Annotated in this window: 24 protein-coding genes; 12 read left to right on the top strand and 12 right to left on the bottom strand. The window is 50.7% G+C overall.

From position 1 onward, the window contains the following. Positions 1–427: 427 nt before the first annotated feature. The gene (locus tag OLTU_RS17225; RefSeq protein WP_141733999.1) at positions 428–907 is read left to right on the top strand and encodes a hypothetical protein; all 480 of its coding nucleotides are present in this window, start codon (positions 428–430) and stop codon (positions 905–907) included. 103 nt (positions 908–1010) lie between these two features. Here the strand turns inward: OLTU_RS17225 and OLTU_RS17220 are convergent, their stop codons facing one another. From OLTU_RS17220 to OLTU_RS17175, 11 genes are all read right to left on the bottom strand, one after another. Then, positions 1011–1847 carry an RlpA-like double-psi beta-barrel domain-containing protein gene (locus OLTU_RS17220; protein WP_141733998.1) on the bottom strand — a complete coding sequence of 279 codons (837 nt, stop codon included), beginning with the start codon at positions 1845–1847 and terminating at the stop codon, positions 1011–1013. A 45-nt stretch (positions 1848–1892) separates the two neighbouring features. Next, a complete protein-coding gene (locus OLTU_RS32385) occupies positions 1893–2216 on the bottom strand; it encodes a hypothetical protein (protein WP_218110089.1) in 324 nt (107 codons plus the stop codon). A gap of 445 nt (positions 2217–2661) precedes the next feature. Further along, positions 2662–3300 carry a hypothetical protein gene (locus tag OLTU_RS17215; RefSeq protein WP_141733997.1) on the bottom strand — a complete coding sequence of 213 codons (639 nt, stop codon included), beginning with the start codon at positions 3298–3300 and terminating at the stop codon, positions 2662–2664. Positions 3301–3815: 515 nt separating this feature from the next. Then, positions 3816–6338, bottom strand: coding sequence for a hypothetical protein (locus OLTU_RS31965; RefSeq protein WP_176736714.1), 2523 nt, complete (start codon positions 6336–6338; stop codon positions 3816–3818). Positions 6339–6349: 11 nt separating this feature from the next. Next, entirely contained in the window at positions 6350–7318 is a 969-nt protein-coding gene (locus OLTU_RS17205) for a hypothetical protein (RefSeq protein WP_141733996.1), read from the bottom strand. Beyond that, positions 7315–10359: a hypothetical protein gene (locus tag OLTU_RS17200; protein WP_141733995.1), complete on the bottom strand. Its 3045-nt coding sequence runs from the start codon at positions 10357–10359 to the stop codon at positions 7315–7317. The genes OLTU_RS17205 and OLTU_RS17200 overlap by 4 nt, the downstream gene beginning before the upstream one ends. Then, on the bottom strand, positions 10356–11546 hold the full coding sequence (locus OLTU_RS17195; RefSeq protein WP_141733994.1) for a hypothetical protein: 1191 nt from the start codon (positions 11544–11546) through the stop codon (positions 10356–10358). The genes OLTU_RS17200 and OLTU_RS17195 overlap by 4 nt, the downstream gene beginning before the upstream one ends. 145 nt (positions 11547–11691) lie before the next feature. Beyond that, entirely contained in the window at positions 11692–12000 is a 309-nt protein-coding gene (locus OLTU_RS17190) for a hypothetical protein (protein ID WP_141733993.1), read from the bottom strand. Between the two features lie 87 nt (positions 12001–12087). Next, a complete protein-coding gene (locus OLTU_RS17185) occupies positions 12088–13365 on the bottom strand; it encodes a carbohydrate kinase family protein (RefSeq protein WP_141733992.1) in 1278 nt (425 codons plus the stop codon). Continuing rightward, positions 13366–13743 carry a hypothetical protein gene (locus OLTU_RS17180; RefSeq protein ID WP_141733991.1) on the bottom strand — a complete coding sequence of 126 codons (378 nt, stop codon included), beginning with the start codon at positions 13741–13743 and terminating at the stop codon, positions 13366–13368. It abuts the gene before it with no gap. Between the two features lie 12 nt (positions 13744–13755). Further along, positions 13756–14127, bottom strand: coding sequence for a hypothetical protein (locus OLTU_RS17175; protein WP_141733990.1), 372 nt, complete (start codon positions 14125–14127; stop codon positions 13756–13758). Positions 14128–14702: 575 nt separating this feature from the next. Between OLTU_RS17175 and tnpC the strand changes: the two genes are divergently transcribed. Both tnpC and OLTU_RS17165 read left to right on the top strand, forming a co-directional pair. After that, positions 14703–15686, top strand: a complete 984-nt coding sequence (gene tnpC / locus OLTU_RS17170) for an IS66 family transposase (RefSeq protein WP_176736713.1) — start codon at positions 14703–14705, stop codon at positions 15684–15686. A gap of 149 nt (positions 15687–15835) precedes the next feature. Next, positions 15836–16468, top strand: a complete 633-nt coding sequence (locus OLTU_RS17165; protein WP_141733988.1) for a M12 family metallopeptidase — start codon at positions 15836–15838, stop codon at positions 16466–16468. Between the two features lie 166 nt (positions 16469–16634). Here OLTU_RS17165 and OLTU_RS17160 read toward each other — a convergent pair whose 3' ends face one another. Beyond that, positions 16635–17018: a hypothetical protein gene (locus tag OLTU_RS17160; RefSeq protein ID WP_141733987.1), complete on the bottom strand. Its 384-nt coding sequence runs from the start codon at positions 17016–17018 to the stop codon at positions 16635–16637. Between the two features lie 380 nt (positions 17019–17398). On the opposite strand from OLTU_RS17160, the gene OLTU_RS17155 reads away from it, so the two are divergent. Genes OLTU_RS17155 through OLTU_RS17115 form a run of 9 tightly spaced genes read left to right on the top strand, consistent with a single transcriptional unit; the run spans position 17399 to position 26367 of the window. Then, positions 17399–18058, top strand: coding sequence for a hypothetical protein (locus OLTU_RS17155; protein ID WP_141733986.1), 660 nt, complete (start codon positions 17399–17401; stop codon positions 18056–18058). Beyond that, the gene (locus OLTU_RS17150) at positions 18055–18660 is read left to right on the top strand and encodes a hypothetical protein (protein ID WP_141733985.1); all 606 of its coding nucleotides are present in this window, start codon (positions 18055–18057) and stop codon (positions 18658–18660) included. Before OLTU_RS17155 ends, OLTU_RS17150 begins: the two co-directional genes overlap by 4 nt. Next, positions 18657–19811: a hypothetical protein gene (locus OLTU_RS17145; protein WP_141733984.1), complete on the top strand. Its 1155-nt coding sequence runs from the start codon at positions 18657–18659 to the stop codon at positions 19809–19811. The genes OLTU_RS17150 and OLTU_RS17145 overlap by 4 nt, the downstream gene beginning before the upstream one ends. Beyond that, positions 19808–20746, top strand: a complete 939-nt coding sequence (locus OLTU_RS17140; protein WP_141733983.1) for a hypothetical protein — start codon at positions 19808–19810, stop codon at positions 20744–20746. Before OLTU_RS17145 ends, OLTU_RS17140 begins: the two co-directional genes overlap by 4 nt. Before the next feature lie 9 nt (positions 20747–20755). Beyond that, a complete protein-coding gene (locus OLTU_RS17135) occupies positions 20756–21385 on the top strand; it encodes a tetratricopeptide repeat protein (RefSeq protein ID WP_141733982.1) in 630 nt (209 codons plus the stop codon). A 20-nt stretch (positions 21386–21405) separates the two neighbouring features. Further along, positions 21406–22110 carry a MotA/TolQ/ExbB proton channel family protein gene (locus tag OLTU_RS17130; RefSeq protein WP_141733981.1) on the top strand — a complete coding sequence of 235 codons (705 nt, stop codon included), beginning with the start codon at positions 21406–21408 and terminating at the stop codon, positions 22108–22110. A gap of 1 nt (position 22111) precedes the next feature. After that, on the top strand, positions 22112–22750 hold the full coding sequence (locus tag OLTU_RS17125; protein ID WP_141733980.1) for an OmpA/MotB family protein: 639 nt from the start codon (positions 22112–22114) through the stop codon (positions 22748–22750). Positions 22751–22760: 10 nt separating this feature from the next. After that, the gene (locus OLTU_RS17120; RefSeq protein ID WP_141733979.1) at positions 22761–24401 is read left to right on the top strand and encodes a hypothetical protein; all 1641 of its coding nucleotides are present in this window, start codon (positions 22761–22763) and stop codon (positions 24399–24401) included. A 4-nt stretch (positions 24402–24405) separates the two neighbouring features. After that, positions 24406–26367, top strand: a complete 1962-nt coding sequence (locus tag OLTU_RS17115) for a hypothetical protein (RefSeq protein WP_141733978.1) — start codon at positions 24406–24408, stop codon at positions 26365–26367.

Raw genomic sequence — 26367 nt, 5'->3', positions numbered from 1 at the left:
GTTTTGTCCTGGATTTTTTGCCAGCAGCCGGGTCTGAACTGAGTTGTTTAACCTATGGAGTCGACAGTCACGGAATCGAAAGCGCATATCCCCATCCGGCTGCTGGCAACCCTGACCCTTGAAGATTTATCGAGTAGGCAGAGGCCTGAGTACCTCCACCTCCATTGTTTATTCCTGCGGCATACCTAACGTGACTTTCAGCAGGAATTCTATGCATGATCTTGCATCTCCCTCTCTCAATCTGATGTTCGGGCATCGTTGCTGGCTTCATCTTATGTTGCTTCTGTGAACATGTTCATCAGATCCACTATATTTTCTAATTTTGGCTTGAACAAACTCTTGAGTAGCGATAATCAAGCTTGTGTTGGAGATATCTGTGATATTACAAATGCCGCGATATAGATTTTTCATGGAAAGGAGATTTCGTATGTTGAAAACTAAGCTCGTCTTATTGAGTCTGCCTTGTTTGTTGATGAGCCATCTTTCTTTTGCTGGCAATCCTAAGCCCAATCCGGTTCCGCAGGATCCCGGGCAGCAGGATCCCGGGCAGCAGGATCCCGGGCAGCAGGATCCCGGGCAGCAGGATCCCGGGCAGCAGGGGCCTGATAAGAAAGTCTTCAAGTATCCTGAGTTTGGAGTGGAGCTAGGTGTTCTGATGCATCATAGCACTGCCTATGTGTATGTTCACAGGCTTATGCATGAATTCGGAACCCTCGCTCGTCTGGGTTTGCACGACGGTGATATTATCTATTCCATCGCTCACCAGAAGATGATGAACCCATCTCACGTGGCCGATATGATGGACAATCTCGAAGCGCAACGTGAAACCTTTGGTTTCCCCATGAAGGTTCATCTCACGATTGCAAGGGGTGGGCAATGGTACTCCTGGGAGGCAGAATTTGACTGAAATCAGCTGACGGTTTACTGGATACAGTTTTCAACCTTTCCTTAGGGAAAGGTTTTTTCAACTCTGGAGGGATGTGCCTCGATCCTGGAGTAGAATCTGTCGCCTAGCCACAGGAATCATGGAGCATGAGCTGTGGATCAACGATTCCTCGCTCGAAATAGGAACCATTATTCAGAATAACTCTGAAGTAGGCCGTGCCGTCCTGAACGGCTCTGGATCCAAAAATGGGCTTAAATTCCGCCGCTTGAGTGTCAAGAAGCTTTTGCCTGCCTCGCATGTCTACGATCCGGATGCAAAAAGTTCCAGAATCGGTTTGAACCTTTACATATTTTCCGCAGGCAAGACTGGCGTTTCCTTGACCGAAGACCTGGAAGATATCCTCATGTAAGGCTGCCACTGAATCGGCAGACCCCTTATCAGGGTATATACCGCAGGCATTGGTCGAGAAATCCTGGTGATAGGTGCTGGTTGCCTCGGTCGATATTGATTTGTTTGCGGTGTTCTCGCACAGAATGTTGCGTTGCAGGTGCGAAATGAAGCCTTGCGAAGTCACTCCATCAGCCTTGACGACGGACACTGCAACTGATCTTGACAGCGCTGATTTTGTGGCCAGGGAAATTTTAGGCCGCTCATGTTCGGGCCCCACGAGAGCCGAAATCTTCAAAGCATTGTCCACCGGCACGGCAAAAGCATTGAGGCCATGGAATTGGCCATTCTTATCCCAGGAGATCTCAAAAGTCCCTCCTTGAGACGTCTTGATATCCACAGGGATGCGGATGACGCCCGGTATTTCCGTCTCCCTGATGTCTGGAAGTCTGATGCTGCAGCTGGCAAAATCGCCCGGCGCGTTAAAGAGGGATTTCGAGTGACTGCTGGTGTTTTCGCAAGACCAGGTCAATAGACAGATCATCGATACTGCAAGGCTAAAAACGCTTTTCATGCTTTCCTCTGCTAAATAATACTTTAGGGATGAACGAGCCGACTTTCACGGGAAGTGTTGCAATGGGTATGCCGTGCTGATTGCGACTTCGCAGCAAGAACGGGGTTCACCTTTTTTGGAGCCGACTCTCTGGATGGAAAAAGAAGCTTCACTGTCTGCTTTAAGTCGACAGAAACCTTCCTTCGTTAGCAAGGTAAGCTTGATATCCAACAATCTTATTCCAGGCAATACCGCCTGCTCTGGACCTAAGAATTGTTCCATAAACAACGGTCCATGTTTTGCAGAAGCGAGCACTGGAAGGCGTGATCGCGCCTTGGTCGCTTTAAGAAGGTAAATTGCATGGATTGGAAAATTGCAGGTGCGTTTCATATGATTAGAATCGACTTGGCGAGTCTCTCGCTGAGTTGTGTTTCCATCCCCTTTCTTGCTGTGGTGGGGAGTGGCTGCAGAAGCCACTCCTCTTTTTCACCAAAAAATAAAGGTGAAGGTACGATTTTACCGTGTTTCAGGTGTCCAAGCGTTGTGTTGGAGGGAAGGCCGGGTTCTGGCCTTCCCTATGTTTTCCAGCAGAGCATGGGAGCGTTTTGAGTTGCTTTTTGTCTGATAGTCTGAAATGTCCGTCATGTTCGAAGTCGCCTCCGTCCTTCCCAAAAATGCTTCCCCTATCTACTCCATAAAGTCCTCAATCATCCTATCCATATCTTCCCACGGAGGCGGACTTTGAACCCCCGCTTCACTGCCAGAATAAAGCAAAATGAAGCGGGGTAACTCACGTGGATCGGAAACGCATGCAGAGTTAGGGCAGCGACAGATGTTACAGATAGAGGCCTACACTAAACGAAAGGTGCGGACGAACCTTGTTATCGTTAAGATAGACTTCACCACCGTCAACCTTTGAGTTTTCCTTAATGAGTTTCCTGTACTTATCATTTGACTCTTGCTCATTGATATAGGCAATTCCACCTTCCAACCCGATATAAAACACGCTTGCCCATACCCATTGGTAGCCAACGTTTGTGCTTAAACTATCAGCTTGTTGGTCTGATTTTTCGATGATGGTCTTGTCTTTTTTGCTTGTCACTGAAATTTGGCCTCGGCTGTGCATATACCTTGCACTAAACATGGCACTGTCTTCCAAAACTCCCGACAGAAAATATTTGATTCCAATTCCACCGCCTGCAAAATTCGACTGGATCCAATCATCTGAGTTCTCTCCATAGGTACCAACTAATTCGAGGAGGGTTTGCTCATTTAAGCTTATGCCTGTGGTACCTAGGAAGGACTTGTTGAGCACGGCTGTAGGCTCAATCCCAATTGAAAACACTGGGCGATCCGAGTCTTGAGCGAGTCTTACTGATGAACGCTTGGTTGATGCATAACCATTGTTGGACAAAGCCAGAGCAGAATGCAAGGCAATGCACGATGATAGGAGCCAAGACCGATTGATTTCCATAAGTTTCTCCGAAGTTAATGAAAGCAATGCGCAATGGCTTGTTTTGCAACTTCGAAGCCATATGGCTCATGGACAAATTCATATCGTGCAATTGGATGCTCTCATCTTTCAACTATTTGTAAATGCGGGGAGTGTTAACATGCAGTTCGAATTACGGACTTGATTTCTGTCAATTCCTTTACCGGTGATACAGGCTGAGCTTTGCATTGAGTAAAGAATTATTTAGGATCATCATTCTGGGTTTACGGACGTGAAGCCCATCTGTGCGACCGGGACGGCAAGGCGGTCGCCCGGTTCCTGGAAGTTGTTCCGGAGCAGAGGCCGGTATGACTGATGAAGGCCGCAGGGCCCGCTATGTCGTGCGGGCCCTTTTCTAGAGCGAGGAGGCGCGGAAGCGGCGGCCGAGCCTTGAGGCGAGAGTTCGCAGAAACAGCGGTAGCGCGATCTTCTGGAAACGCCGAGCCTCTGTCCATCACCGTAGATTCCCTTGCCTGGGTCAGGAGTGACCGAAAAGGTCACTCCTTTTCCTGTAAGGAAGCCGTGTGGGCTTCCCTAGCGGCATAAGTATACGCATCCTGCATCTCATAACCCTCGGAAACTTTGGAATCAAACAAGGGTTTGAAAGCTCTAAACCAACGTCGACCCTTGTGTGATTCGGCGATATCCGCGGCATCGTATTTATCGATTTTGTAAACATTTACCAGGTATTGGAACATATCGCCGAAAACCAGGAACCACTCCTCGCCCTCATCCGACCTGGTTCGAGCGAAATAATCGGCCACTTCCTCGTCAAATCCCCAGCTTTGCATCGAGCGTCTTATATTATCCACAAGCTTCAAGCGTTTCGTAGTTTCTGCTGCTGAATCTACATTCTGCTTGGGATACGATCCCGGCTTCGGTTCAGGCGTCGACTTAGGTTTCGGCTCGGGTTTCGGCTCAGTTGTCGGCTCGGGTTTCGGCTCAGTTGTCGGCTCGGGTTTCGGCTCAGTTGTCGGCTCGGGTTTCGGCTCAGTTGTCGGCTCGGGTTTCGGCTCAGTTGTCGGCTCGGGTTTCGGCTCAGGTGTCGGCTCGGGTTTCGGCTCAGTTGTCGGCTCGGGTTTCGGCTCAGTTGTCGGCTCGGGTTTCGGCTCAGTTGTCGGCTCGGGTTTCGGCTCAGTTTTCGGCTCGGGTTTCGGCTCAGTTGTCGGCTCGGGTTTCGGCTCAGTTGTCGGTTCAGGTGTCGGTTCAGGTGTCGGTTCGGGTTTGGGAGTTGGAGTAACATCCCTCACCGTCGGTACATGATCCGCGTACTCATCCGAAAGCGCGCTTGAATCGAGCTTATAGAGGGTATCAGAGTTCTTCTCCGCCAGGTTAAAGAAAGAAGCCAGGTCCTTGTATCGCATCGTGTTGGTGATCTCGGTGAGATGGGCAACACCGATGGCCGCGAATGAATTCACCATACTTGTCGTCATTCGCATCGTCTTCTTGCACTCATCCGAATCCTTGTCCGCTTTACAGAAGTACTCGTCGATAGCATTGCCGAGTTCCTTGGCATTTTTCTCGAATTTTTGCGCCTTCTCATGCTCCCAATGCGTATTGGCCGTCGGATGAAGAGTCATTGCTGATGCGCTGTTGGCCTGCTGCCGCAGGTTCACCGCGGCTTGCTCCAGAAGGTTCCGTTGAAACTGGTGGCTGATTTTATCAATAAAAGTTTCTCCTATTTTGTCCTGGAATTGCCCAGCTTCCGAAACGTGAAATTTGTAAATCTTGCTAATATCGTATTTTTCGAAGGAACCCTTTCCCCAAAAACTCATGAGCCCCTCGAATTCCCCTGCCACACTCATGTTCAAGGCTCTGTGCAAGTACTTAAGTTTGAGTTCGGCATCGACCTTCACGCTCGCAAAAAGGTCATAGACGGACGTCGCATTCTTCGGCCAACTGTCACCAAAGTTCTTCTCGACGCCTTTTTTGGTGAGTTCCTGGCTTCTATTGAAGACCTCACACGCCTTATCCATTGTCAGGGCCACATTGTAAGCCGTGGAACCGTTGAAATTCCTGGAGGGATCAGCCACCAATTTCCCGCTGACGCTCAGTTTGGTCCTTTTGAGCGGCAAAGGTTGCACCGCCCAAGTCGCCCCTGGATTGTGTTCCTTGAATCGGACCAACGCCTCCGGGCCTGGCAATGGGTCTTCGAAGTAGGCGACGACGCTGCCACCGGCCTCATTCTTTATCTTGTCCAATCGATCGGTTAAATTCAGCCAGTCGTTATCCTTGAAATGATCGACATAGTCCGTGTTCTGCAGCTCCTTCTCAATAGCCGCGATATCGCCGCAGAAAAGTATCCTGGGATCGGGACTGCCGCTCACGATGCGGTATGTGGATTCGAAGGCAGGTCCCAGATAAGCGACTTTACATGACTTATCAAATTCAACGGGCCGCTTATCATGGGGCACGGGCTTGTACGAACACTTCGCATAGATCTCCGGCGGACGAATGGTTTGCGACAAGGGACGACTGGCATTATCCGGCGTTTGAGCCACGTCTGTTCCCCTACTATCGTGCGATCCTGTCAACTTTTCAGGAATACGGAAAGAACCGCTCGCTGCCACTCCTTCTCCCGTTGCGCTCACGATGGTGGTGTCTTCCAGGGGAGCCGGCTGCACCTCGTCGATGGCGAAACTCTCCGGCTTGTAATAGTATTGTCCCTTATATTCATCGCAGTAGGATTTTTCTCCCAGGACGAACTTCACCTTCTTTCGACTGCTGAGCGCTTCAATCAGTAGGAGTTTCGATGCTTCAGGAAATGCGGACACATCCAACCATCCAGCCAGGTTTGACATGCGGCAACGCTTGTCCTTGCTCGCGGATGGATAACTCCAGGTTTTCGGCCGGACCAGCATCTTATTATACATTTCCATCGGATCGAGCGGGTAAGCGACGGGTTTCACATCTATCTGGCCCATTTCCATCTTGCCTATGCGAACGCCAACAAGGTATTGGCTATCCTGCTGGTCCGCCTGCGCCTGGCTGATAGCCAACAGCAGCAAGAGCATGGCCATGCTTTTCCTCTTCATTGTTTAACCTCGCTGGGATCGGGGTGGTATACGCAACGGAATCCGATGTTAAGCTTCTTCTCTTTGGCATGAACGATCATGTTGGCTGAGAATATGCCGGCATCCAGGGTACTGCCAAAGCTTCCCCCGCGGATAATACCCCCCTTGGATCGTTCGACGTTTTTGCCTTTGCTGTCCAGCAGGACCTCGGTACCCATATTTAGAGAGAGCCAGAGGCTGCCCAATGTGGGGACATCCAGAGCCCCATAATATTTCGAGGGACCTAGCCATTTACGGACCACTCCCTTTGCTGAAGAGACGAACCCATCCTTGAGGGGTGATTCCTGTTCCAGTTTATTGTTTTGATTGTAGAGATCTTTCAGCTCTATCTCATCGACATACGTTTCCAGTCCAAGCCTCAGCCACTCCCACACGTTCCCGGATACATCCCAGATGATGTCTCCGGATCTCAACTGATGGGTTCGACGGAAGCGACTCCAAACCCCATTCGAACAGCTTTTCCCTGTCAAATGGCAGGGATCGTATCCTGGTTCTTCGGAAGCCGGCAACGGCACATTGGGAAAGGGGTTCACATGCCCCTGATTGATCTCGCCGACGAACGGTTCCCTCCCGCTCCAGTTCTCTGCTTCATTTTCCAAGTCTCGAGCAAGGGTTTGCCATTCGGGTAGACTCACCAAATGATAGCCTTGTCCTATACTTTCGCATTTCTTCTCGGCTTCACTCCGGTCGATGGAAACCCAGACTTCCCCATCCGCGTTCGACAACGGCTTATCGGAATCCTTATCCCTCTTGGCTTCATATTTCATGATGCAAAAATCGTTGCCGAGGGGAGGGACTGTCCGATCATTGCTGACGCCGATGTCCTTACTAACAGCCACGTAACCTTCCGGACAGGACATCTTCCCATAAAGACTGCGACTCTCAAATAAGGCCAGAAGCATGAAGGGCAACATAGCGAATTTCATGGCACCACCCCCATCGTGATTTTTCTTTGCACGAAATGACTGCGAATGAATTCTTCTGTGGCAGCGTTATCCTGAAAGAGCGTGATCGCACGAAAGAGGTTCTCATTTGTCAGGATTTCCGTCATGGCGGATACCAGATGCTTGGGATAGCAATGCGCATCCATAAGGCTCTCGCTGTAATCCTGAAGATCATTCTCGTCGCAGGCTTCATTCGCTCTCATGACTATCCTCTTGAATTCGTCCTTGTTCTGAACCGTCGGCTTTCTGGAAGTCAGGTTGGGACCCGCATCACCGAGCAGCGTCTGAAAGTTGTCGTAGTAAGCATCATTCAACTTTTTCATCAGCTTGTACGATTCCTCAAGGTAAAGCCGATTGCGCTCGGTTATACTCAGGTCCGTGCCGTAGCTGTCGATGGTGAGGCTGAAGAAGTCGTGCTCCAAATTTTGGGTGTTCAGAAGGTTGAGCCGAAGCGAGATGAAGAAGAAGTCCATATCGAAAGTCGTGAAGAGAGATGAGAGCTCGCCTTTGTATTTCAGAAACGACTTGACCCGAACCTTGGACGAGAGCGTGTACTTCGCCGAGAGGACGGGCAGTACGGCGATCTGCATGGCTTTAGGCTCGGCGTTCCGCAAACCACAGGCTGTTTCCATACCAACCCTGACCGTCACGCTCGCATCCTGCTCGCTGAGCAAGGAATCGTAACGCACGTCGGGAACGCGGGCTGACGAGAAGTCCAAATTGGAAATAGGCAGATGATGCCAGACGAACTGTGGATTTGCTTCCACGTAAGGCTCGATCGCGTCGTAGAGACTGAAATCATAGACTTGAACGGCCCCATCGATTCTACGCACCTCATGGATCACTTCGTTATATTCCTCCTGGGCACTTTTAAGATGCCGATCGACGTCTTCGATTTCCTCCTGTGACAAAGCCCTTTGAATTTTTTCAAGGCCCACGCGCTGAATGGCCACTCTTCGGCTCACCAGACCATCCACAGTCGGACACACATCACCATTCAGGAACGTCGTCTCCTGGCGCTTGGGTTGGAGATCCGATTTGGGAGCCAGGAAAGCCAGGCCGCAATCCTCGGAAAAATGCACGCGATTGAACTGGCCCGGATGCTGTACAGTCGAGCAGTCGATCCGGGTCGAAGGCATCGCGCCCTGATTCTTCGAATTGTAGAAACCGGGATCTGCATGATCAAACTCATTGGGATTGTTCTGGTAGATATCGACCGCATGGGCTTTCTCCTCCGCAACCGACGCAGGCCAAGCCAAGTCAATCGCGTTCGGATCAGCTGGAACCGCATCGAGCGCGATGGCTGCTTCCAGCGCTTTCGGAGTCGGCTGATAGGCGGGCGCGAGGGATCGCTCGATCTGCAGGAGATCGGAGCGGAAATAGCGCAGGACAGCGATCGCTCGGCTATCCGAGAAATAATGCTGAATGCTCGAACGGGACGGACTATCCCCATCGGTATCGCCGATCCAGAATTGATCCTGGCAGGGCGTCTCGCTGAACCAATTACAATCGTTGAAGAGGTATTCCGGAGATTCCTCAGAGCCCGATGCGGGATCGGGATTCTCCAGCAGTTTTTTCAATTCCTTTTCCAAGGCCACCTTGAGGGTCTCCCGCATGATATCCTGTTCCATGGTGCCAAACGAGAAATCAGCATCGTCTTCGCCGAACGCGATGAAGCTGTTCTCGACGTTCACTAACCGTGAAAGCCAGGAGTATGCGATGGTGCCGTTCTGTTGGTAGAATCCCTGGGCGGTGAAAACCTTGATGAGATCAACCGTCGCCGTTCGTTCAAACCAGGGCCTATAGATGAAGCGCACCGAGCGGGACGCGGGAAGGGTTTCACCGCAAGCCAGACTGGGGGATATGGAGCGTTTCACGACAAAATCATTGACATCCAGGGGGATCGCCTTCTTATCGACTTCGGAACGCACGAGAGGACCTCCATTCACCTCGACGCGCGCGATCGGTTTCGTATCCACCTCGACACGCGTGATCGGCAGTTTTTCCCAGTTCTGGATTGGGCTATTCCTATTGAGTTCCCGATATTGAGCCACCGCCTCGCCCCATTTCATGGAATAGCGCGTTTCAATCGCCACCTCTTCGGCCGACTTCTCCCTGATTTGGCTCAGGATATCCAAGGCACTCTTGGACGCGCCCGCATCGAGACTTGCGAGACCGCCCTTCTCTTCCGAAGGCAGGGCCGCTTGCGCCTGATTCAACAAGGTCTTTAATTCCTGACAGACAGCCGGTTCTGGGGAGACTCTGGTTTCGACTGAGTCCTCAGGTGGAAGGACATAGGCCGTCTGGCAACTCCGGCTGAACATTACGCCTGCGGAGCCTGCCGGATGCTGGAGGCGAAAGCCGCAGCGGTCGCGGGAACTCAATTTTTCAGATTTTGGCTTCGGATTTTTCGGAACTTGCAGTTGGCTCTGATTCGACAGGATATCCGACAGGAAGACCGGAACAAGCCCACCTGGGCGCTGGATCAGCAGATCCGTTTTGTCATCGCCATCCATATCACGCAAAGACAGGCGTGCCTGACTCTGAAGGTCGATGCTGACTCCCAAGGTTTCGCTCTTCACTTGGGCCACGAGCTGCGGTACGTCCGTTTCCTGCCGAGGCATCTTGAATACATGGCTCGGATCGCGAGCGCGCTCGCCTTGAATCAACATGAGCAGCTCGGCCGTCCCTGCCTTGCCTTCATCGGTCGATTCCAGCCAGACGGCGCGCTGATCCACTTCCTTCCAGTCAGGACTCAGAAGAGCCGGGTCACTTGAGGAAACCAGGTGTGTATCAGCCGAACCATTGGCGATGGATAGGTAGTAGCTTTGGAACCTGGTCTGCGAGATGGGGGTGTAACTCAATCCATCCCATTGCATCCGGCTCTGGTTTTGCGCGACGAGAAGGTATTCGCCGTGCTGCCTCATATAGAGTTTGTGACTCCTCTGTGGCGCGAGCGCGGCGGCATATTCGCAAAACAGAAAAGTCGCAAGCGCCAGAAGGAATCTTGTCCGTCTTTTCATCTTTGTTCCCCTCCGTCTGCATAGAAAGCGATATTCTGGGGTAGGGCGATGGTATTGTCCTGGCTTGAGCTATCAGTAAAAGTGTAATCGTTCAGATACCGGGACGTGGCTGCGGTGATACCGATATTGATCATCATGGACAGCTGCGAGAGATCCGTCACGAGGGCACTGAGCTGCTTTCCGAAGGTCGTACTCGTCCCCACGGCGGAGGACAGCAGCTTCAGATATTCGTCGACTTTGAAGAGAGTGGGGGATATTTCGTCCCAATTCTCTCCGGCGGGCGCGAAAAATGCCGGGTACCATTGAGTATAGTTGAGATAACGGGTCAGAAGATTCAGTTTGGCCAGATTCATAAGGTTGACATAGTCTTCGTAACTATAGTTGACGGCGGGTGTTGTCACTTCAAATTCGAAGGTTGAATTGGCATCTCGAAAGTTCGTGGAAAAGGGTATGTTAAGCGTGAAGAAGAAGAGAGTTAATTTAACTTGACCGTCCGTGTTTGTGAAAATGTCCCTCCCTTTGATTTGAGCTTTATAGCTGATTGGGTTCTTAACTGTGTATTTGTACACAAGATTGAGCGGTTGTTTGGTTGCGAAGTTGCGAAGTGCCATGGGATCGAAGGCGCCTGTCTTGTCCCGCATCGCACAAGCTTTGCCGAGCGGAATCTGGATATAGCTACTCATTCGATTCTCCATGGCCAATCCATCGATCGCTGGAATATCAACGGCTCCATCCGTGAGATGGAACTGCGACAATGGCATGGGATGAAAGCTGATCGTCTTGTTCTTCTGCGAGAGTGTTCTGATAAGCGTGAGCCAGTCAACTTCCAGGGCAACCTGGACGCTGGCGCCCGGCAATCTGATCAAAGTGTCCAGCTCTTGTTTGATAGCCTTGTATTGGAGGCGTTCGAGTTCCGACAGAGCGTCCTCATCGCAGTTCGATTCTTCGCGGCTCGCTTCAATGCGCCCCAGCCACTCATCCACGGATGGTGCTTTACCAAAGTCTGAAGTCGGCGCGGGCTTGGAGCAGAACTTCTTTTTCTGTTCCTGCATGGCCGCGACGGTTTCGCAGAATTTAAGATTCGTCGCGTTCGGGGCATGCCCCGTGACTTCGAGACGGCCCGATGGTGGAGGCAGGACCCAGGCCGAGGTGCAGTCCTCGGAGAAATAGACCTTCTCCTTTCCCACCGGAACATGTTTGCAGGATGAGAAAAGATTTGGCCCGGGCGATGCCCGAAGCTCGCTGCCTACCAGGAAAACGGCAGCGAGCGCTAAAGATGGCAGAAAACCGTTTTTCGACTCCATATGGCAAACCTCAGTTGTTTGTTTTCCATCAGTTGTTTTTCTTTAATTCTTCAATCCGCTGCTGGACATGCGACTTAGCTGCGAGGAGTTGATGCAGTTCCTCCGTATTCCCATCGCCGAGTTTCTTGAGTAGCCCATGCTGGGCATAGTAGCGGTTGAGCCGCTCATCAGCCTCCTGCAGCTCCGCGAGGCTGAAGGCTTCGATATCGGCTTCTGAGGGAATGGCATCCTCAGTGAGTTTCTGCGCCGCCGGATGCTCTTTCTTCCAGATCCTTGGGACGACGAAGTAGGCGGCGGCTATCATGAGTACGAATGCGACGCTGATCCTGAAGAACATGGCTTCCTCCCTGACAAGCGGACAAAAGCCTCCCTTGGGCGACTTCTGTCCGCCGAATGGAACGATAAGATAAATAGCTGTATAGGCTCAGTTCTCTGGTTGAACGGAGAATGTCATCGACTGATGGGATTCGACGTAATCGATCGTCTGCATATGCTCTTTCGATTTATAATCGATGTTCAGTGAATTGATGTCGGCTTTGGCCACGATCTCCGAGAGCATCAGGATTTTACTGATCGCTTTCGCGTTCTTGCACTCCTTGTCCTCGACTTCCGCGGTTCCCTCCTTTTTCGTGCAATAGATTTCCGTAAGTTCCTTTTCCAAATTGTGCGTTTTTTCGCTGAGTTTGAGGTCCGCGTCAATCCCGCCGGGGAGATCGTCGAATTTAATGTTCTCGCAGAGTTCACCTACCAGCGCTTTCAGGCTGCCATTCTCCTCGACGATGTTTTTCACCACAGCTTTGTTCTCGATAGAGCAACCGACGAATTCCGCCATTTCCGTCAAATATTGCAAAAGTTTCTTATTGCCGATCTCCTGGAGCTTTTCGGCTGTGAAGGTTTTCCCTGGCGTGCCGGCTATTCTGAATTCAAAGAAGCGATTCACCTTGTAAGTCTTCGCCAGGACGTTGGCATCGCCGCGGAAAAAGTCGGCGAATGAACCCTTCACATTGGCCTTGAGGTCATTTACGAAATACTGACTATTGAAATCAGCTGTATATTCAAAATCGGTGTAAGGCCGATACGTGTAATAGACGGTGACGGGCAGGCTCTTCAGGAAATCACTTGCTTTCATACCTCTGTTTTCACAGACTTCTGTGGCACTCAGGTGCATAACCCCTCCAGCACCACCGACGATTGTATTCTCCGAATTGTCTGACACACCCGGAATTTCGTAGGCAGATCCCCCCGAGTTTTCCGTCTCCGCCTTGAAAATATTCATCTTATGCACTGATTTATTGGGATTCGCCTCTCTGGCAGACTCGACGATATCGTCCCAACCCGTTTCTGCAATGAAATTAATATCAGCACCACGCAGGTTATCGATCCTGTCCAACAACTCTGGATTCCCCGTTTTGTTGAATAGTTCGTTCAGCTGATCGTAGCGGCGACAGCTACTCCGATCAACGTATTCATTCGCCACAGTGAGCCTCCCGTGTGAGTGGGGTGCTATGAAGGCGCTGCCGCAATCATTCGAGAAATAGACATCGCCCCTGACATCGTTCAAGTTAAAGCCAGAGCATTTTTTTCCGTACATGGGAGCATTGCTGATGGCAGCCTGCGAAATCTGGCTTGTGGACAAAACTAAGAATGTGAATGCACTCAGTCTCAATAACATTTTAGACTCCTCGATGATTCGGTTCTGCAATTAAAGGCTTAACTCCAGCGCATCAAATGAAACGACTTGCGCCGTACCTGCACCGCAAAAAGGCGCTAACTTGGGATATCGGAGTCTCAGCTTGTTGTTCAAATTGAGACTCGTCATCAGCAATGAAAGGTAAGCCGACTGATTTCCTCCGACCTTAGGAAGAGAGAACTTCCGTTCGTCCTTGGTTTTCTTGCAGGTAGCGGGAACTTGCTCGTGATTGGACACGTTTGGATTGGAAACGGTGAATTCTATGGACAAGCCACTGGCCTCGATCTTTTCCACCCGGAAGGGTTCTGACCAGACATCCGCCGCGAAACCGTGTGAGCTGACGCAGCCTGTGGCCAGCACAGCCCCGATCCGGACATACTTCTTAAGCATGCGAAAACCTCCTTATTGACCTTTAGCAAATTGCGTTTCCAGATAGCTCAGGTGCAGATCGATCTTCCTGATCGCCAGGTCCAATCTGTACCGAACGACTTTCTTCGCTTCATTCTTCCTGCTCTCATCCCCATGAGGATCGTTCATGACTTCCACCAGTTTTTCCCTCTCGATAACCTCCTTGACTTTGCTGATCTCGGCCTCCAACTCGGGGAGGCTGAGTTCCTTGATATCCCGATGCACATATGTGGGGGCTGGCTCTGGCTTGTCCTGGGCAGCGCTGGAAGCTGGTTTCCGTACCGCATCAGAAGGTCGGCTGTTGATCCAGAACATTGTTCCCGCAGCGGCTGCGGCTAAGCATGAGACGATAAGGATTTTTTTCAAAAGATCACCTCCTGGACGAGCAAGTCAGTCTTGCGTTTCCCTATGCGACCAGCTTTGACTCTTTTCAGTTTTTTCGTGTTCGGTCGAACGTTGCATCTATCTGCAAATGAGATAGTAACCGTTCCTGATTTTGTGAATCATGGCCGCCTCTCCGGTTGCTTATGAATTTCGTTAACGAACTGGCCTCTGTTTCGAATGAATGGATTGTTTTTACTTCTGAACTCTGAATTTGTCAGCATCAGGATTAATGAATGGGATAGCAATTGTTTTTGGAGCTGAAAAGGAGAATGTGTGTGAGATCAGATTTTTTTTATCAATGTGAGCATATTAGCTTTCAATTCATTAACGAAGTCAAAGCTCTTATATTCAATAGAGGTAACGATTAAGATGTGGAGAGGCGAATCATCCTTGAAGTCGCAGGACATATGGATGGTGCGAAGGGCTTCGCACTATCCTGATTACTGAACGTACCAACTGAAGTTGCAATAATAGAGTCCGGGGTTCCTTAGGTCCCTCTCAACATCCAGGAACTTGTTGCTGAGTTCATAGAAATCATGGATCGCTTGTGCCTGAGCATGAAAAAATATGCCATGTCTCAGGCAGAAAAGCTTCATCGGATAATTATCCTCTATCAGGTTGCTACATCTCGGAGCAGTGATATCCCTTTGAAGATATTCAAGGGATATAAAGGCTACGTGCAGACTGATGGCTATGAAGGCTATGCTCAATTGGGTTTTGTGCCGGGCATCATTCATGTGGGTGACTGGGTCCACGTTAGAAGAAAATTCAAAGATGCCATTAAAGGCCAGAAGACCGGAAGCAAGGCGACCTTCGCTAAATACGCGCTTAGTGCCATCAAGGAGCTTTATCGGATTGGGAACGAATGCGCTGATGCGGAAACAAGGCTGAAAGCTCGACAGACGCAATCAAGTATCATAAATGATCTGAGAAATTGGCTAGATGAGGCTTTGCATAAGGTCCCGCCGAAGTCTCTTACGGGTCAGGCTCTTGCCTATATGAATGGCCAATGGCCGAAGTTGGTTCGCTTTCTTGATGATCCTGTCATCGGGCTTGATACGAATGTGGTTGAAAATGCGATCAGGCCGTTTGCTTCAGGCAGGAAAGCATGGTTATTTTCGGATACCATCAAAGGCGCTGCTGTAAGCGCAGCACTGTATAGTCTTGTGATAACAGCTCGGGCGAACGGCATCGATCCCTATGAGTACCTGACTCATATCTTCTCTGAACTGCCAAAGGCCTCCTCCACTGAAGACATCGAACGACTCCTGCCATGGAACTTTTCACATAGTAAAAAATTTGATCGGAACTTCCTGAACGGTCCTGGGCATGGCTGGTTGCTTACGTCAAACTTGAGTTCGAAAGGCCTCCTTTGGAGGCTTTCTGCAGATCGATCCAGCTTGCGAGTCAGCACAATAAAAATGGATCCGTTAACGAATAGAATATCATTTCATAAGCAATTATTTAGACATTCGCTTTGGAAACTAAAAACAATCAACAGGTGCCAACTCGTTAAGAGACTCCGCGAGGATTTGAAATGAGCGAAAAGTCTTTGTGCTCAATGCTCTAAGTCGCATCCCATGACCGGTTCCCATGCGGCGCACGTTTTGCATTGCGACTTTCAGAAGCTTAGTAACGATTGGTGATCAATCCGATCTTCAATACCATCGTGAATTAACGGAGTTGGATAATGAAAATGTACTTTCTGATCATGGCCATCCTTTTGTCTCTGTTTGGTTGTAACGCAATTGAAAGCACTTCATCGTCGAAGGGTTATTATCTTAGTAGATGGTTATGGAATAAGAAGGAAATAAGCGTCTGTTTTCTTCGAAATCCAACCATGCAAGATCAGGAAAGAGCCATTGTTAAGCGATTGGTAGATAGCACTTGGCACCAGCATATAGATCTTCGGTTTACTGGTTGGGGCTACTGCGATTCAAAGGACGCCGATATAACAATCGATATGGATAATGCCATCGGTGGATCCAGCTTCGTAGGAAGTAGCAGCGTTGGCAACAAACCGTCAATGTATCTGCAGAACCTGCGTAACCCCTCCTCGAGGAATATAGGCTATTATGAATTTGGTATTGTCCATGAATTTGGCCATGCATTAGGCATCATACATGAGCATCAACGTCCAGATCGGCCTGCCGATGAAGAGATTGCAGGTTGTCGAAATGGGCAGACCATTCATATTAATGGTGAAACTTTCAAAGAGTACGATCCGAATTCAATCATGAACTATTGCAAACAGCCATACCTTCCTATTTTGAGCGCAGGTGATATCGCAACTATCAAGCATATGTATCCTCGGGACAATTAATTCAGAGTTGCTTTGCTGCTGATAGGCTCCTGGAGAATCCGCCAGGGCCTATTTCTTTTTCGGGACTAAGGACAGCTGGATGGAGCTTCTAATTCAAGGTGGACAGCGAATAGGCATCACCGTTGGCGTGACTGAGCGTTTACGCGTATCTTTTCTTGATTTCATATCAAAATAAGCTTGATGAATAACCACCGCCTGCTTCAATATGGAATCCACCATTGAATGCAAAGCGTAAGTTAACGGCTAGTCTATCGTGGATGGCAGAAATATGAGCGACCTTCTGATGACTTCCATCGACCTCATAACCTGTTAAGGCACGCGAAAATTGGATATGAATCTGAGGAAAGCCGATATCATGTTGGCTTAAGTTGTAGTCATGATGAATATTGAGCCCGAATGTGGATGAGTTTCCTCCATTGAATCCAAACCCTATTCCGTTGTTCTCTTGGGGTGCGGGAGATGACTTAAACTCTTGCCCACTCACTTTGGATTCCTTGGCGAGACTCAGAGCCGGGCATACCAGAATTGCTAACGGTATCAGAAATGTCATTGTTTGGACCTCCATTCTACATTCAGCATCTGCTGCAATGAAGAGCAGGGTATGCAATTAGAATACCATGGCGTCAGAGTGTATGAGGGAGGGTTTGTTCTTGGATATTAGGAGAGATCGGGTGACTTCCTGTTTAGCTGATTTAAAATTAATTCACCGCTGTGTCGAATCATAAACTATTATTTATCTGCTCGCTATAAAATCTCGGACTGTTTTTACAGTGACACTTTCGTTAACAACCGGTGTCAATACCCTCCCAGTGAACTTTCCAGCCTTGTCAAATGCATGGATGCAAGCGGGCCACGCGATCATGCAGCATGCTCTTGTGGAACGAATCGTGAACTATAGCGAACCATGAAACCACATGAGGCATATGCACGATGACATTCGAATTGAAATTGCTGGTGTTTATGTGTTTGCTCGGCGGGGCTGCATGCCGCACCTATCATTATTACCCGACGTATGAAATCGGTCTGCAGCCAGCTCCAGGGCCTCAGGATCCGACGCTGAAAAGCTTACGCTTGCACTTCCGTTGTTTCATGGCTGATGAGCTTGGAGGTCTCTCGGTCGATCCGGCGCTTTGTAGTAAATTGGGCGAGTGGGCTGCTCTTCAACAGGCCTATGTTCTATCGAATGAGCTGATAACGTCTGAAGTTCCGGAAACCTCCGATCTTTACGTTGACGCTACGAGCACCTTACTCGCTAAACCCTCTGAGACCATCGATTCCATTTTGAATATAGCCAGTTTCGGATTTTATCCAACACGGACTGACCGTTGGTTCAAAATTGAAATTCGCATTTTCGATGCAGATCACCAGCTGCTGGAGTATGGCCAATTCAAGGCGCTGCTGCGTGAGTACTATGGATGGGGGTATTCCTTGCTCAATTGGGCGTTAAGGAGCACCCACATGATCGAAAGAGAGAATGCGGTGGAGCAGAACACTCGCGATTTTCTGCAGTACTTTGGAACACTCGCGCGTCGGGCTGGAAACCAGAGCCTGCTCTCCAAGGGAGATCCAAGGAAAGGAAGTATGCCATGAACGCCCTTTTCGTTATGGTTCTCATACTTTACTACTTGACTTCACCTTCCAGGGATCATGTTCGCAGCGATATTGACCTCTACGATCGTGGTCGTCTCGATTGCCAGTTCAGTTCGATGGATGGCCGCAAAACCCGACATGGTTCCAGTTACCATGACGATATCGATATTCTTTATCATTCAAGTGACAGTGTGGTGTCTTGTCAATCATTGATCCTGGCAGGCATCCATCGACCCTTCTTTCTTGATCTGACCCTCAGTCGGCTTGATGATTTCACCGAGGAGCTTCGGGTGCAACTCCAAACCCGATTTGCTCAGCAGATCAAGCTGTGGACTGTAACAGTATTTCATTCCAATGATAGCCTGCATGGCAAAGTCCTCACTGCTGTGAAGGTTGCGCTTGCTGAAGGATCCATCCCGGTAGCCCAGCAGGTACCCCAGATTCGTTTGTTTTCTGCAGAGGTTCCATTACTTCCGGAGGCCTGCGCTTTGATGGATTTCAAAGATCGTTCAATAGGATACCTCCTGATCGTGGAAACCAACCTTAAAGCCTCGACATTACAGGCTGCGGCCTGCACCGCGGAAGGCTGGATATGGCTATGATGAAAATTTTTCTGGCAATGATCCTGGCACTCCTGTGCATCCGCACTTTGCATGCCGCAGATGGTGATGCAGAGCTTATGAATAGAGCGAGAGGAGCTACTGCGATGAGCATTCAAATAATGTCCGCCGAGCTGCTGGATGAGTTGGTATATGGCTGGACGAAAAATCCGCCTTTGGGCCATAGGGCGCGCGTTGTCTTGATGGGCGTTTCCGTGCCATTGGGATTGAATGCTCAGCTGGCCAGCTTTATTGAGACCCATCTTACTCAATTACTCATTCAAAATCCGCAGTCCGGGATCATTCCGGTTTACTGCGCCGCCTGCGTAGCACTCACGAGTTATTCAGTGAGCGACAAAACCATTCTGGCCCGTGGGGTGGAAATCCCGGAGATTGCGCAAACCTTGAAAAATCAGGCTGACTTCGCTCTCTATATCGATTTCGAAGGGCAAGGGGCGCTTCTGGTTCTAAGATCCTACATCGTGTCACTGACTGATCATCGTATCGTCCATGGTCAAAGCCTTGTCACGAGTTCCAGTCAGCCGCCTCTGATGCGGCCTGCGGCCCAGCTTTTATCGGCAGAGGAGGCCCGTCGGGAGTATATTTCTGTTCTGGAAGGCCGTAAACGGCTCAGCTTGAGTCTGGGCCTTCGCGCCTCCATCATCCGCACCAGCAATAGTTCTGTCATGGCCCCACCTTTTATCTGGGCCACGTTCGGTGCTGAAACGTTTGTCAATCACCGCAAAAAATGGCTGGCTGATTTTCAATTCGGCGTTGCGTCATTGAAAGGTAATCATAATGCCTGGCAACTGTCCAGCCGGGTCTACCGTCATCTCTTTCTTGAGCATGCGGATCTCATCACCCCTGATGTTTACATCTATGCTGGCCCTGCCTACTGGGAAATCAGTGGAGCCGGAGCGGCACTGTTCAAGAGTGATCAACGACTTACCCCTGGAGACATCGCAGCTCAGTTGAGTGACGAAGCTCAACAGCCCAAAGCACACGTCATCGGCTTTACTCTTGGTCTGGAGGCCCGCGTCGCTGACTTCATGCGTCTGGGCCTTTTCGCTGAAAGCTTTGTCAATCAGGACCAAAATAGGAATTTAAGCCGGAACATCCATAGCTACGGGCTTGAACTGGGAGTGGTGTTATGAGAATGCTGCAGGGCTGGATGCTGTTCTTAATAGGCTTCGGATCTGCCCAACCCGGGCGATCTGAAGAGGTCTGGCTGCAGCAGGCCGCGCAGCATATCGGAGAACGATTACGCGAGCAGCGGGAGGACAGCCTTGTCGATGCGTCCCGGCTTGCGCCATTGACTATCGTGTCTGTTTCAAGTGAACAGAGCAATTACGAACATTTGATCAGTTTGCTGAGCAACAGCCTGCGGCAGTCTCTACAAACCCAAGTCCTGGTCTGCGAGCGTTGCATGGCCGCGGTGATCGAGAGTGGAGAACAAACTATTTATGAGAATGGATTTGCTGACCTGGACAAGGTTCGTGCTCTCTATCAGGACGAAGCTGTCAAACCAAAGGCTGCTGTCTGGATCCAGGCCGGTTCCCGGTTTCTTTCGATCCGTATTGTAATCCTGGCTACGGGTGAGGTCATCTATGCCGACACAGTGGATGCGCGGCTGGATTGGTCCAGCCGCAGCATGCGCACCTTTACTCGATCCAGGCTCCGTGAACGACAGGCGCGCGGGGAGCCTATCATACATACACATTGGGACATAGGCCTCAGCCCAACAGGAGGCAGTCACATCGGTTGGAGCCTGATGCAGCAGTGGGGCTCGTCGAATCAGTATTTGAGCGGCTTGTCGCTTAACCTGACTGATCCCACGGCTGGTGTAGGTTTAAACTTTTTCCAGATCATGTCGGGGCTGCGAAAAACGGCTTTAGGTGGAAAACTCCTCGTCAGTGTGCCTCGGCTCGTCTCGCGTGCTGCATCGGCCAAAGACGCGGAAAGCAGTGGATTCGAGGACCTTACTTTGGTGCTTATGGCGAAGTTGCCACTCTTCGAGCCACCAGAAAAATTCTATGCCCATGTGTTTTTCAGCACCAATGGTTATTTCGGATTCGGTTTGACGTTTTAGGAGGCCATCATGCGTATTGTCCTGTTAACAGGCGCTTTGCTGTTAGGCTGTTCTAGCAGCCACAAGCCCTATTCTCATTATCTTCTCGATCCTCAGGTTATCATCCCCGAGGATGTGGTGGAGAGGCCTGAAAAAGCGGAACTTAGCCGCTCCGGGAGCGACCGTACAGTAAAATCCAGGTGGAACGACGGCCAGACTTATACGGAAATCGACATCCCCGTTCTGGCCTCTGGTCAGCGGATTGTGATCGAGCATCGGACGGATAAGGCTGGGGTGAAAAAGCCTGGGCCGCGGATCGTCCTGCCGGCTCCGTCAAGCACGGATACGGGTCATCTTGTGATGCACAACGCCTATATCAGCAAGGGTTTTCAAGAGAACCCCAAAGCTCCCGAAATTAGCCTTTCGCAAGCCCGCATCAAACTTGATGAGGCTGTCAAACTCAATAATCATGGGCTGGCTTTGCAGATCATTGAAAGAACTCTGGATCGTTATCCATCCCATCCTGAGTTCCTTAGAGCCAAAGGTTCTGTGTTGCTCTTGCTGGGCGAAAAGGAAAAAGCAATCGAAACGTATGAGAGCGCTCAGGACCTTGAGCCGGATCCTTCTGTGGATCGCAAGCTTCGCGAATTAAACCCTTAACGAGATATACTGGAGACTTTATGCAGATCATAGGATTGGCACTGATAGCAACTGTTATCGCTCTTGGTTTCCTGAATAAGCCTCAGGCGCAGATATCGTTTTTTGATATCCACGCCCTCTGCATTGTGCTTCTGGGAACCGTGGGAGCCGTATTGCTCGGGTCAAAACCTCGGGATTTCATGAGGACGTTCGCCATATTGCAGGAGTTCCTGCCTTTCCTGGGTCACTACGGTCGCACCACGCGCCAAATGGAAGTTGAACGCCGCAGATTGGAAGCGCTCTGGATCCAAGGCAGGCGATGGGACGCTATCACGTTGGCGGAGCAGAGCTCACTCGCGACAACCAGGGAAATGCTTCAGCAAATTGCAGCTCGCGCCTCGGTTGCGCTCAGCGAAAACCGCTTTACCGCATTTGTTCATGAAGTCATGGATGAACATGAGAGCAGTCTTGCCAATTGGGAGATGATGGCCAAACTTGGTCCATCCTTCGGAATGGTTGGCACCATCACAGGCATGATTCAGTTCTTTAAGACCTTTGCATCCGGTACCAGTGATCTTGGAGCTGCCATGTCGCTTGCCCTGCTGGCGACCCTCTATGGAATTGCCTTCGGAGCAGGTATTGCCAGTCCCATCGCGACCTTCATTCAGCGGCTCATGAATGATCGCATCAGTGTGATCGAGCGCTGCGAAAAAACCGCCCGACAACTGATTAGCATGGGAGATTAACATGGGAAAGTATCGGCAGCATCGCAGCAAAAAATCGGACGAAATCTGGCTTTTGTCATATGCGGACTTGATTACCAATCTTCTGATCTTTTTCATCGCGATACTGGCCATGTCTGATATCAGCAGGGTCAGGATGGAGGCGATTCAGGAACGGATGTCGGGAAAAGCAGCCCCTGTATCGCTGAGTCGTATACAGAAGGAGTTGACTGAATATGTTCAGCAACAGGGACTGCATGAGGTCGTCAGTATCGAGCGCACCGATCGAGGCCTGGAAATTTCATTGAATTCCGGCGTCGTTTTTCCGGTCGGATCAGATCGCATCGAGGGACAATGGGTGCCTGTTCTGGATACGGTTTTGAGCAGGTTGCAAAGTTATGCCCACAAATATGAGTTTGCCGTCGAAGGCCATGCGGATAATACACCCATCCGCCCGGGTCTCCGCTTCCAGTCCAACTGGGAATTGGCGAGCGCCCGGGCGGAACAGGTGCGCATACGAATGGAACAACAGGGCATTCCTGGGCATAGGCTCCGTGTTGAGTCCTACGGTGATACGCGTCAGTTACCCAAGGTTCAACTGGAAAACCTGACAGAGATGGAAAGCAAGAGTCGGCATCGTCGTGTCGTTATCCGTGTTTTTTAAGGAAAAGACTATGAAACATCTTATCGGGATATTGCTACTCGTCATCACAACAGAGGGTTGGGCGCAAACCGCCAGGGTCCCCAAGGAAAAAATTCCGGATTTTATCCTGGGCCAGGTCAAGATTATTGAGGCTGACTTTGTCTTGGCACTGCAGAAGGACTGCGGGTTGGATCTTTGCAATCCAAGGGGTTGTGTCTATGTCTCTCATGAAAACGTATCCCTGCAAGGTGATCAGGTGCTGCCGGGTTTGCCTTCCGAGGGCAGGACACGGGTGAGTCCTGAGCCTCAATATATCCTGACGGCTGCGACCTGCGAGTATGTCTACGAAAAGGATCTTGACAAACAAATGGTTCAGGATCTGAATCGCCGTCTGGAATACAGGCTATCGAAAGGTGTGCTCCGCGTCGCGGCTCGGGGCATTGAAATTCCGAAATCAGCGACTCAGCACGGGAATGACCAGGCCGCTCCACTCTCCCTCCTGCAGAAAATCGAGAGTTTGCTGCTTGAGCATTTTCCGTGGATTCTTGCTGTCGCCTTGTCGATTTTAGTCCTGACTGTTGGGCTTTGGGCTTGGCGCCGTGTCGGCCGTGATACCAAGGAGGATGAGCTTCGTTTTCTTGCCTACAAGCGAGAGCTTGAAAGCGATTCCGTCCAAAACTCAGAGCAGGAGGGTGCCGGCATGCCACCAGAGGATGCAGAAGCCCGAAGGTTGCAGGAGCGAATCACCAAACTGACCAGAAGTCATGATCAAAATCCACAGCTCTTGCAGGCACTTTTGCATCTTTGGCTGGAGGAAGGTGAGCTGAGCAAAGTGGCCAGTAGCCTGCTTCTGCTCGCCGAAGCTAAAGAGAGTCCGCTGGGTACGGAAACTCAGATATCGTTGCAGGGCCTTAAACTCAGCGAGTTTATGCGTTCGTTTGTACCTGTTCAGGTGGAACAGTCGGAGGTTCTGCGGGAACTGGAGCAGGAACAGGCCTTAAAAGCTCATTTTGACCATCGAATGACTCTCCATGTTCGGCGCCTCTTTCAGGACCATGATGTCGAATCCCTGATGACATTAGGGCGTGAACATGGATTCGAATCGATGCGTGCCCTGCTGGCTCTGGCTCCCGGATTGAAAATTCGCGAGCTGGTGGATGCCCTTGCCCCTGCTGAGATTTTGTCTCTGGCGCAGAGCTTTTGGATCAGTAACCGCGTCCTGACTCGGGAGTTGGAGCGATGGTCTGCGGTGGGTGCTGGGTCTCAGGCCTCCATGCTGCCTGGTCCGGAGCGAAAAGGGGTCAGCCAGGAATGTGATGCCAGCTGGGTCGTGGGTTTCCTCTTGTCCAACCTTCGCGTGGACCAACGCCAGGAGGTCGAAGAGTTGCCGCGCAAACCCTGGACGCGTTTCCTGTTCTATCCCGAACTTCTGAATAAATTGTCAGAAAGCCAGGCGCGGGACATTCTGCTCAGCGTGGACGGTAACCATCTGCTGCATTGGTATGCATCCTTGGTAGGCAATCAGCAGAGATCCATTTGGAAGATCCTGCCGGATGCCTATCGAACTCAAATCCGTGCCTCAAGCCCTGCACGCGTGGATATGGGTAAGGTCATGGCAACGGTTAAGACTTTTGGGCGGGAAACAGCCAGACTCGTCGAAGAAGGAGCTTAATACCTTGCACCGCTGGATTTTCTCCATTGCGAGTTTCCTTTTTGCCCTGACGGCGTGCCGGGACAAGGTTGGTTTGCTGCGGGAGCCTTTGCATTTTGCGTTGGCCAAGCCTTTTTGGTTCGAGGACGAGAGCACATTTTTCCTTTTTTATCAGCTCGATAACCCACAAGCCTTCCGTCCGGAGGGGAGCCTCGAGCTGTCGTTTGATCAAGGGGAGACCTGGCAGGATATTGGGTTCTGGACTTATCTGCATCCCCATGAAGAGGTCGATTGTGGTCGTCAAAGTTTATGTGGCAGCTTAAGCATCCGCTGGACGGAACCCATCGCGAGTGTTCAGTTGCGCTACCGCTACCATCGTGATGCGGAGTTGGCTGAATCCCAGTCCATCCCCGTGGTATCTGTGCATAGAACCAGCCCTCTGCGGCGCAGCTTCTCTATTTATGGCGTCTTTGACGCGATGAATGCTTATGTCCAATGGCGTGGTCGGCATTCCTTCCCCGGTCTCTCCCATGAGGAGGCTGAGGCACTCGGCTTGCGACGTCCCTATCGAATCACGGGCATTCGCGCGCAGGTGGATTCCAGTGAACCCGATCGCATCAACCCTTCGCTGTATGGCACATCATCTGATTGTGGAGGCGCAGACCTTGGTCCTCATACCATGGGCAGTGAACAAGGAGCTGATTCATGGCTTATGGTTCGAGTCGGACCCGCTTTTGCGCAGGTCTGTGGATGGACGGAGGTTATGGATGGCGAAGGCTCTTACCATGCGGTTGCATACGGTCGGAAAAATCCTGTTGTTGAAAATATCGTGCAGGATCTGCAGTTGGCCTTTACAAAGGCCGAACAGGTGCGCCTGATATTTGCCACGTGCCAAGCCGTCAGTCAGGATTATCTGGACTATCAGGTCGATCGGCTGCATTTTACCACTAATAGAATCGACTATTGCATGGACCAAGGAAACTTCAATCGCGAGACGATTGTATCTTTCCTCTATGAAAAAGTGTTGGCAGCCAGGCAGAACACTGGTCAGGATCTGGCCCTTGTGCTGATTCTTCATTACAATCTGAGGGAACTCTCCCCCGTGATTGTTGATGTCGTTGGCCAAAGCCTGGCTGCCATTGCCAATGGCGAGCAGTTCCCTCGGGTTGCCGCAATATTTGTCTATGATAGCTTTCCTGCGGTATCCTCCTCGGGTATGACCCCAACTTCTCTCATTTGGTGCCCCACTGAAGTCCAGGATGGGGAGACATCGACTCTGAGCTCCTGTGCGTTCCAGCCGTCAAAATTCGTGTTGGGCCCTCTTGAGGTTCGAAGTGCGCCTGTTCTTCCCGACTATGAAAGCTTTCAGGAGATGGACGACGCTCAAAAATGGGGTGCGAAAATTGACGAATTCGCAATCTACACGCCGCGGGAGCCTGACAGTGGTGGCCGGCTCACCTATGTTCGTGCAAATGATCTTCACTATGTTTTCAATCCCTTTGACCAGCTTCCGATCCTAGCTCGCGAATCCCTAAGTTTTTGCCCACTTCATGATTTCGCGCAGGTGTTTGCCTATCAGATTCTGACGCAAAGGGGGATTCGGGGAGGAAGCGAAGCGGCCAGTTCAGTCAGCCTTCTGCCTATGGAGCATCGATTGCGGAATGAGGATAGGGTCTATAACCTTGGTCTGCGGCTTCAGGCCCCGTTCCTGGTTTCCGTCCGCTATACAACCAGCTCAGCCATTGGGCCCAAAGACTTTGTCAGTTACATCTCCATACGTGGTCAGCAAAGCCTGACGGACGAGCTTGGCGAAGCGGCTTTGCAGAACAAGCCTCTGCCTTTCCGTTCCGTACTGACCAAGTGTACTCGATATTGTCAGCATCCCGCCTTTGATGAGACTGGTCGATACATACTGAATGGTCCCTGGTATGAGGAATTCGCTACGCGGTGTTATCAGCCGCAGCTCCCTCGGCCAGAGGGGAGGTGA

The sequence above is a fragment of the Oligoflexus tunisiensis genome (assembly GCF_001748245.1).
Lineage (GTDB): Bacteria > Bdellovibrionota_B > Oligoflexia > Oligoflexales > Oligoflexaceae > Oligoflexus > Oligoflexus tunisiensis.
This window is presented reverse-complemented; position numbering and strand designations above follow the sequence as displayed.

Bases quoted from the DNA above. Each gene is read 5' to 3' on its own strand.
- OLTU_RS17225 (WP_141733999.1), top strand. From the start codon at position 428: ATGTTGAAAACTAAGCTCGTCTTATTGAGTCTGCCTTGTTTGTTGATG.
- OLTU_RS17220 (WP_141733998.1), bottom strand. From the start codon at position 1,847: ATGAAAAGCGTTTTTAGCCTTGCAGTATCGATGATCTGTCTATTGACC.
- OLTU_RS32385 (WP_218110089.1), bottom strand. From the start codon at position 2,216: ATGAAACGCACCTGCAATTTTCCAATCCATGCAATTTACCTTCTTAAA.
- OLTU_RS17215 (WP_141733997.1), bottom strand. From the start codon at position 3,300: ATGGAAATCAATCGGTCTTGGCTCCTATCATCGTGCATTGCCTTGCAT.
- OLTU_RS31965 (WP_176736714.1), bottom strand. From the start codon at position 6,338: ATGGCCATGCTCTTGCTGCTGTTGGCTATCAGCCAGGCGCAGGCGGAC.
- OLTU_RS17205 (WP_141733996.1), bottom strand. From the start codon at position 7,318: ATGAAATTCGCTATGTTGCCCTTCATGCTTCTGGCCTTATTTGAGAGT.
- OLTU_RS17200 (WP_141733995.1), bottom strand. From the start codon at position 10,359: ATGAAAAGACGGACAAGATTCCTTCTGGCGCTTGCGACTTTTCTGTTT.
- OLTU_RS17190 (WP_141733993.1), bottom strand. From the start codon at position 12,000: ATGTTCTTCAGGATCAGCGTCGCATTCGTACTCATGATAGCCGCCGCC.
- OLTU_RS17180 (WP_141733991.1), bottom strand. From the start codon at position 13,743: ATGCTTAAGAAGTATGTCCGGATCGGGGCTGTGCTGGCCACAGGCTGC.
- tnpC (WP_176736713.1), top strand. From the start codon at position 14,703: ATGAAAAAATATGCCATGTCTCAGGCAGAAAAGCTTCATCGGATAATT.
- OLTU_RS17165 (WP_141733988.1), top strand. From the start codon at position 15,836: ATGAAAATGTACTTTCTGATCATGGCCATCCTTTTGTCTCTGTTTGGT.
- OLTU_RS17160 (WP_141733987.1), bottom strand. From the start codon at position 17,018: ATGACATTTCTGATACCGTTAGCAATTCTGGTATGCCCGGCTCTGAGT.
- OLTU_RS17155 (WP_141733986.1), top strand. From the start codon at position 17,399: ATGACATTCGAATTGAAATTGCTGGTGTTTATGTGTTTGCTCGGCGGG.
- OLTU_RS17150 (WP_141733985.1), top strand. From the start codon at position 18,055: ATGAACGCCCTTTTCGTTATGGTTCTCATACTTTACTACTTGACTTCA.
- OLTU_RS17145 (WP_141733984.1), top strand. From the start codon at position 18,657: ATGATGAAAATTTTTCTGGCAATGATCCTGGCACTCCTGTGCATCCGC.
- OLTU_RS17140 (WP_141733983.1), top strand. From the start codon at position 19,808: ATGAGAATGCTGCAGGGCTGGATGCTGTTCTTAATAGGCTTCGGATCT.
- OLTU_RS17135 (WP_141733982.1), top strand. From the start codon at position 20,756: ATGCGTATTGTCCTGTTAACAGGCGCTTTGCTGTTAGGCTGTTCTAGC.
- OLTU_RS17130 (WP_141733981.1), top strand. From the start codon at position 21,406: ATGCAGATCATAGGATTGGCACTGATAGCAACTGTTATCGCTCTTGGT.
- OLTU_RS17125 (WP_141733980.1), top strand. From the start codon at position 22,112: ATGGGAAAGTATCGGCAGCATCGCAGCAAAAAATCGGACGAAATCTGG.
- OLTU_RS17120 (WP_141733979.1), top strand. From the start codon at position 22,761: ATGAAACATCTTATCGGGATATTGCTACTCGTCATCACAACAGAGGGT.